This window comes from Streptococcus sp. 53 (assembly GCF_013276565.1).
Taxonomy (GTDB): Bacteria; Bacillota; Bacilli; order Lactobacillales; family Streptococcaceae; genus Streptococcus.
The window spans coordinates 1-7927 of record NZ_VMLG01000041.1; the positions used below are offsets into that span (position 1 = coordinate 1).

The following is a 7927-nucleotide window of genomic DNA, read 5'->3' on the forward strand; positions in this document are numbered from 1 at the left end:
CTAGAAACTACAGGGGGAGTCTGCATATATCTAAAAGAAATTCTAAACCTGTTTCAGCTTGATATAGTGTTTGAATAAAATGTGAACAAATTTATTAGGGAATTCAAATCAATTTCATGCTTTAAAAGTCGTTTCGTACTATTTTAGATTCAATTAATTATACATCATAGATAATCCGCTTTAAAAATCTCTTCAAATCACGTCAGGTTCACATTTCCGTATAAGAGAGAAATTTATTGTTGCAATACTTTTCTTGGCTTGGTACCTTCAGCTGGACCAATGACACCTGCCATCTCAAGCTCTTCCATGAGACGGGTCGCACGGTTAAATCCAACTGATAAACGACGCTGAATCATAGATGCACTGGCTTTCTGGGTCTCAATGACTAGAGCTTTAGCTTCTTCAAAGAGCGGATCACCACCAGATTCACCATCTGAAAATTCTCCGTCATTTTCAGAAACTTCTCCCGGATCAAAACTCTCATCGTAGTCCGCATCAGCCTGAGCCTTGATGAAGTTTACGATGCGTTCAACATCATCATCCGAGATAAAGGAGCCTTGGAGACGAACAGGGTGATTTTCATCGATTGGTTTAAAGAGCATATCTCCACGTCCAAGCAGCTTCTCAGCTCCATTTTCATCCAAGATAGTACGGGAGTCTGTCCCTGATGAAACCGCAAATGCGACACGAGATGGGACATTGGCTTTGATTAGACCAGAGATGACATCAACAGATGGACGCTGGGTTGCAAGAATCATGTGGATACCTGCAGCACGTGCCTTCTGTCCAAGACGAATAATGGTATCTTCCACTTCCTTGCTAGCCACCATCATAAGGTCAGCCAGCTCATCAACAATCACGACAATGAGCGGTAGCGGAATCTGCTTGTACTCAGACTGGGCATTGAACTCTTCTATCTTGGCATTAAAGCCTGCAATATTCCGAACTCCCACCTTGGCAAAGAGTTCATAACGATTTTCCATTTCATCCACAACCTTTTGCAGGGCCTTGCTAGCCTTGCGTGGATTGGTCACAACTGGAATCAAGAGATGAGGAATGTCATTGTAAACAGACAACTCAACCATCTTAGGGTCCACCATCATAAATTTAACTTGATCAGGTCTCGCCTTCATGAGGATGCTAGCGATAATGCCGTTAACAGCTACTGACTTCCCAGAACCCGTTGAACCTGCGACGAGCAAGTGGGGCATTTTAGAAAGGTCAAAAGCTCTTGCGGTGCCATTAACCGCCTTTCCTAGAGGAATTTCCAAGAGATTTTCTGCTTTCGTTTGAGATTGTTCCCATAGTTCGCGGAAAGAAACTGTCGCAATCTCAGAGTTAGGTACCTCAATTCCCACTAAAGATTTCCCTGGGATAGGTGCTTCGATTCGGACATCCTTAGCAGCCAAGGCTAGAGCGAGGTCATCTGCTAGATTGGAAATGCGGTTGACCCTTACACCTACTGCTGGCTTAACTTCATACTTGGTCACTGATGGCCCAATTTCGGCTCGTTCAACCGTTACCTTGATACCAAAGCTAGCAAAGGTTTCTTCTAGGATTTTGATGTTTTCACGAACGATTTTCTTCTCTTTAGACTGGTCTTTAGGTTTATCAGGGGCAAAGAGTTGTAAGCTTGGAAGTTTGTATTCGAGGGCTTCCTTTGCTGAAAAATCGACCTGAACATCTTCGTCATCAGAGCCATCTTCCTGTTCAGCGAATTCAAGTTCAGCTTGAGGCAGGATGATTTCTGGTTCCACCCACTCTTCTTCTGAAAAAGGTGAAACGTCAAGCACAACATCTGCTGTCAGAATTTCACCCGTTTCCATATCAACAGGAGGCATATCGAGTAAAGCTTTTTCAGCCTCTTCTTTTTCTAATCTAGCCTCTTCCTCAGCCTTTTGGCGAGCTTTTTCTTCTTGTTTAACAAAGCGTTCCTCTTTTCGACGCTCATGCCCTTCCCGCCATTTGGCATAGCCTCTACTGAAAAATTCAGCAATATCGTAAACAGACCAAGGACTGATTAAGAGAGCACCCACTAAAATCAAGATAGAACCAATAAAGTAAGTACCGATATTTGAGAAGAGAAAGGCTGTTGGTACATAGAGGCCAACACCAATCAAGCCACCTCCAGCAAAACTGGTCGTTCGAAAACCAGTCAAATCAGTCACAACCTGAGCCATGGTCCCTTTTAATACCGACTTATCCAAACCATATTTCCAAACTAAGTAGGCCTCAAAAATCAAGAGTAAGCCAGCAAATATGGTGAAAAATCCTGATAAGAGTCCTTCCTGTTTTCGTATCCATTTGAAGAAGAAGAGATAGAGCAGGATACCAAATATTGCCAGATAAGCTAGGCTACCCACCAACAAGCGAATTAAATTGTAAAGGGTTATACCTGCAGCCCCTAATTTAAAAGCTGCAAAAATCAATAAAATCGCCATTCCTAGCGAAATCAACATCCGTTGAATCGCTTCTTTTCTTTCGAGTTCTGCTTTAGACGGTCTCCGTCTCGTTTTACTTGTATTCTTGTTTGCCATTCTTCTATTATACCATATTTCACAGGCATTTCGGAAAGAGAAAAAGACTGCACCAAACGGTCCAATCTTTTCATTTTTCTATTTTTTATGCTTGTGGTTTGCGTAGGTAACCATAGACCACACCACTTACGATTGCTCCTACCAAGACAGAAACGAGGTAAAGAAGAGCATTTGAAGTAAGGGCAATAACGAAGATTCCTCCGTGTGGCGCCATGAGTTTGATACCAGTAAGACCAACGAGTCCACCTGCTACTGCTGAACCAAGGATGAAGCTTGGGATAGCACGAGCTGGGTCAGCGGCACCAAATGGAATTGCTCCCTCAGTGATAAATGACAAGCCCATGATGATGTTTGTCAAACCAGAGTTGCGTTCTTCTTTAGTAAATTTATCTTTGAAAAGAAGAGTTGCGACAAAGATTGCAAGTGGTGGCACCATTCCTCCAGCCATAACTGCTGCCATGGCTACAGAACCACCTGAAGAAACAGTTGCTGCAAGCGTACCTGTACCAAAGACATAAGCCGCTTTGTTGACTGGTCCCCCCATGTCAACAGCCATCATTCCACCAAGGACGATACCAAGAAGGACAGCTGAACCTCCTCCAAGACCGCCTAGGAAGTCATTCATAGCAGTATTGATTGCTGCCATTGGGATATTCACAGCTAGCATGACAAATCCAGTCAAGATTGTTCCAAGAAGTGGCAAGAGAAGAATTGATTTAGCACCTTCGAGTGAACGAGGAACTTTAACGTATTTCTTGATAGCAAGAACTAAAGCACCTGCGATAAATCCACCAACAAGGGCACCTAGGAAACCAGATGAGACACCTGCAAGAGTTGAAGTTGCTTCACCACCTGCGGCATAAGGAATTTTACCAAAGGCAAAACCTTCTTTGGCAATAGCACCAGCCACGAAACCTGCTACCAAACCTGGTTTTTCAGCGATAGAGTATGCAACATAACCTGCAAAGACTGGGAGCATCAAACCAAAGGCAGCTCCACCAATTTTCATAAACATAGAAGCTAGCTCATGGTAGGAACCAAGATTACCAAGATTTTCATTTGGAACACCCAAAGCACCGTCAATCAAGAAGGCAAGGGCAATCATGATACCACCACCTATAACGAATGGCAACATTTGAGATACACCACTCATCAAGTGTTTGTAGAAGGCACCACCAAGGCTTTGTTTTTCGTTGCTTGCTGTCGAAGCTTTTGCTCCATTAGCAGCACGGTAGACTTCAGCATCTCCTGAAAGAGCCAAGTTAATCAATTCTTCTGTTTTACGGATCCCGTCAGCAACTGGACGATTGATCAATGGTTTGCCATCGAAACGATCCATCTCAACCGCCTTGTCTGCAGCGATGATAACAGCTTTAGCCTTGCGGATGTCCTCAGCAGTTAGTTGGTTTCCAACACCGCTAGCACCGTTGGTTTCAACCTTGATTCCAACACCCATTTCAGCAGCCACTTTTTGAAGGGCTTCTTGAGCCATGTAAGTGTGAGCAATACCTGTTGTACAAGCTGTAACAGCAACGATAAACTCATCAGAGTCATTAGTAGGTGCTTGAACAGGCTCTTCAGTTTTTTCGGAAGCTTTGTCAAAAAGTTCGATAACTTGGTCAGCTGATGTTACTTGACGAAGTTTGTCAGCAAAACCGTCTTTCATCAAGTATTGAGACAATTCTGCCAAGGCTGCCAAGTGAGTATCATTGGCACCTTCTGGAGCTGCAATCATAAAGAAGAGGTCAGTTGATTGTCCATCCAAGCTCTCGTAGTCAACACCCTTGTTTGACTTGGCAAAGAGAACTGTCGCTTCTTTGACAGCAGCATTTTTGCTGTGAGGCATTGCGATACCATCACCCAAACCTGTAGAAGTGAGAGCTTCACGCGCCAAAATTCCTTCTTTAAAGGTTTCAAAATCTGTCACATAACCGTGGTCTGTCAAACTTTTAATCATCTCGTCGATGACAGCTGTTTTTTCAGTTGCTTGCAAATCCAGCAACATAACATCTTTTCTCAATAGGTCTTGAATTTTCATCGTTTTTCTACCTCAACTTTTTCATATGTTTCTTTAATAAATTCTGCTGTTGCCAAGTCATCCGAGAAGGTAGTTGCCGTTCCACAAGCAACTCCCCATTTGAAGGCTTCTACTGCGTCTTTTGATTTGACAAATTCACCTGTGAATCCGGCAACCATAGAATCACCAGCACCAACTGAATTTTTGACTGTTCCCTTGATAGGTTTTGCGAAGTAAGCTCCCTCAGATGTGACAAGAAGGGCACCGTCGCCAGCCATGGAGATAATGACGTTTTGAGCTCCTTTGGCCAGTAACTGACGAGCATAGTTCTCGATTTCATCTAAACTTTCGAGTTTCACTCCAAAGATAGCTCCAAGCTCGTGATTATTTGGTTTGACCAAAAGTGGCTGATAGTCCAAACTATCAATCAAGGTCTGTCCTTCAAAGTCACAAACGACTTGCGCACCAGTCTTGCGTGTCAAGGCAATCAAATCCTTGTAGATAACATTGCCTAGGTTTTTAGCACTCGAACCCGCAAAGACAACCGTATCTTCTGCTGTCAGACTAGATAAAATAGCTTTCAATTCTTCTAGCTGAGCTGGTTCGACATTTGGACCGGTTCCGTTGATTTCTGTTTCTTGGTCTGCTTTGATTTTAACATTGATACGAGTATCTTCTGCCACTTGGACAAAACATGTCTCGATTTCTTCCTCTGCAAGGGTATCTGTGATAAATTTACCAGTAAAGCCTCCGATAAATCCCGTCGCTGTATTTGGTATATCCAAACGTTTCAAGACACGGCTGACATTGATTCCTTTCCCACCAGCAAACTTATCATCACTGTCCATACGATTGACACTACCGACTTGGACTTGGTCCAAACGAACGATATAGTCAATGGATGGATTGAGTGTGACTGTATAAATCATACTTCTATTACCTCCGTTTTCTCCTTAATAGCCTGCAAGAGCTCATGCCCTTGACTTGTGATAACAATAGCTCGTTTGAGTGGTGCTACCTTGGCAAAGCAAGTTTGTCCAATTTTTGACGAATCCACCAAGACATAGGTCTGTTTGGCATTTTCTAAAATAGCACGCTTAACAGCTCCCTCCTCCATATCAGGAGTCGTATAATAGCCATCGTCCACACCATTCATCCCGATAAAGGCACGGTCAAAGTGCAATTGGTTAATCTGGTTAAGAGCAACGCCCCCGATGCTAGCATCTGTTGCCATCTTGACACTTCCTCCAACCATGACAGTTGGAATCTGCTTTTCAACCAACTGTGCGGCATGGTGAATCGAATTTGTCACAACAGTAATATTCTTATTGACCAATTCATGGATCAAAAAAGCAGTTGTTGTTCCAGCATCGATAAAGATGACATCTTGTTCCTTAATGAGAGAGGCTGCTTTCTGAGCCAGCAACTTCTTTTCTTGAAGGTTTTTGACAGATTTTTCTTGAATGGTTTCTTCTTCCTGCAAGGAATGGGGCAATTCTGCTCCACCATGCACGCGACGAAGCTTGTTTTCCGCTTCCAACTCATCCAAGTCTCTTCGAACCGTTGATTCTGAGGTCTCTAGCAAACTAACTAATTTTTCTAGAGAAACTACATGATGTTGATTTAACTCCTCTAAAATCAGTTGTTTCCGCTCTGTTTTTAACACTGAATCACCTCCTGTTATCGTTTACACTATTCATTCTATCACACTTTCTTTCAAAGTCAAGCATTTTTTGTCATTTTCTTTCAAAATCTATCATTTTTCTTATTTCTAGAATTTTTATTGCAAGATAGGGGCCTTTATGGTAGACTATTTGAGTAAGTATTGGAAGATTACTCAAGAGGCTTAAGAGGCCGTGTTGGAAACGCGGTAGGCGTGTAACAGCGTGCGTGGGTTCGAATCCCATGTCTTCCGTTTATTTTAAAAAAGATACCCAAGAAATCTTGGGTATCTTTTTTCTTATATGCTTGTTTTATAACTCGGGTGAATTTCTTAGAAAATATCAAATAACAATTTCACATTGAGAATTGTTAAGATAATGGAAACGATATAGCCAAGGATGGTATTCCATTTGGCATTGGTAAATTCTCCCATCAGTGATTTCTTAGAAGTTAGATAAATCAGTGGGAAGATTGAAAATGGAAGAGCAATCGAAAGAAAGACTTGTGAATAAACCAATAACTGATCTAATGTTTTTTCCTGATGACCAAACAGAACCGCTACAATCATGACAGGCAACAAGGCAAAGAGACGAGTTGCCAAACGAATGAACCATTGAGGTAATCTCATATGCAAGAAACCTTCCATAACGATTTGTCCAGTCAAGGTACCCGTAATTGTCGAATTTTGACCACTGGCTAATAAAGCCAAGGCAAACAAGGTTGATAAGGTCGAGCTAGCTATAGCTCCTGCAATAGTAGAATCCTGCAAGGCATTATACATTTGAGAGAAGGCAGAAATCTCAGATGCATGGCCGAAAAAGAGAGCCGCCCCGAGAATTAATAGAAGGGAGTTAACCACAAAGGCCAAGGATAATTGGAGATTTGAATCCCAGGTCATAAAGCGCACGGCTTTTCGAACATCATTCTTGTCCTTGTGATTGATTTTCCGAGTTTGTGACAAGGAAGAATGCAAATAGAGGTTATGGGGCATAACCGTTGCTCCCACGATCCCTAGTGCCAAGGTTAATTGACTTTCATGCCCTGGCAAGGGACTTTCAAATAAGGTTGCATTCGGTAGATAACCCTCAACGATTCCTTGGAAGCTTGGATGTGACAAAGCTACCAGATAGGTAAAAATTGCTAGAATGGTTAAAATCAGTGTTGTCACAATAGCTTCAATCTTCTTAAAGCCAAATTTCATCAGAAGCAATAAGAGAAAAACATCCAACACGGTCAAGAGAATTGCTATCATAATCGGAATCTTAAAGAGAAGATTGAGAGCAATCGCTGAACCTAGAACTTCTGCCAGATCTGTCGCCATCAAGGCTAATTCTAAAATCACCCATAGACTATAACGAAGCCATTTAGGTGAATGATGAGCCGTTGCTTGAGCCAGGTCCATCTGGGTTACAATACCAAGCTTTCCTGCCATCTGCTGAAGTTGCATGGCAATGAGAGATGAAATCAAGATAACAAACAAGAGACTATACTTATAGGAAGCACCACCGACTACACTGGTAATCCAGTTTCCTGGATCCATATAACCAACTGCGACAAGAGCACCCGGACCTAAAAAGGCATTTAAATTTTGCCAGAAATGATTGTTATTTGGAGTATCGATAGATTGATTAATCTCAGAGAGTGACACTTTTTTATGAGAAGACATAGATACTTACCTCTTTCTAAACCTACTTTTTCATTATTTTTCTTA

Annotated in this window: 5 protein-coding genes and 1 tRNA gene; 1 reads left to right on the plus strand and 5 read right to left on the minus strand. The window is 42.2% G+C overall.

Features of this window, described 5'->3' with window-relative positions; translation table 11 throughout:
- Nucleotides 1-233: 233 nt before the first annotated feature.
- The 4 genes from HT722_RS09780 to HT722_RS09795 all read right to left on the minus strand — a co-directional run bounded on the left by HT722_RS09780 (nt 234) and on the right by HT722_RS09795 (nt 6220).
- Entirely contained in the window at nt 234-2537 is a 2304-nt protein-coding gene (locus HT722_RS09780) for a DNA translocase FtsK (protein ID WP_345789591.1), read from the minus strand.
- A gap of 85 nt (nt 2538-2622) precedes the next feature.
- On the minus strand, nt 2623-4575 hold the full coding sequence (locus HT722_RS09785; RefSeq protein ID WP_000701448.1) for a fructose-specific PTS transporter subunit EIIC: 1953 nt from the start codon (nt 4573-4575) through the stop codon (nt 2623-2625).
- Nucleotides 4572-5483 (minus strand): 1-phosphofructokinase, encoded by a 912-nt coding sequence (gene pfkB / locus HT722_RS09790; protein WP_000640798.1) that lies wholly within the window; start codon nt 5481-5483, stop codon nt 4572-4574. Before pfkB ends, HT722_RS09785 begins: the two co-directional genes overlap by 4 nt.
- Nucleotides 5480-6220, minus strand: a complete 741-nt coding sequence (locus HT722_RS09795) for a DeoR/GlpR family DNA-binding transcription regulator (protein WP_000920651.1) — start codon at nt 6218-6220, stop codon at nt 5480-5482. The genes pfkB and HT722_RS09795 overlap by 4 nt, the downstream gene beginning before the upstream one ends.
- A 161-nt stretch (nt 6221-6381) precedes the next feature.
- On the opposite strand from HT722_RS09795, the gene HT722_RS09800 reads away from it, so the two are divergent.
- Nucleotides 6382-6469 (plus strand) — tRNA-Ser (locus tag HT722_RS09800).
- Nucleotides 6470-6547: 78 nt separating this feature from the next.
- Here HT722_RS09800 and HT722_RS09805 read toward each other — a convergent pair.
- Nucleotides 6548-7882, minus strand: a complete 1335-nt coding sequence (locus HT722_RS09805; protein WP_000094601.1) for an Nramp family divalent metal transporter — start codon at nt 7880-7882, stop codon at nt 6548-6550.
- Nucleotides 7883-7927: the final 45 nt, after the last annotated feature.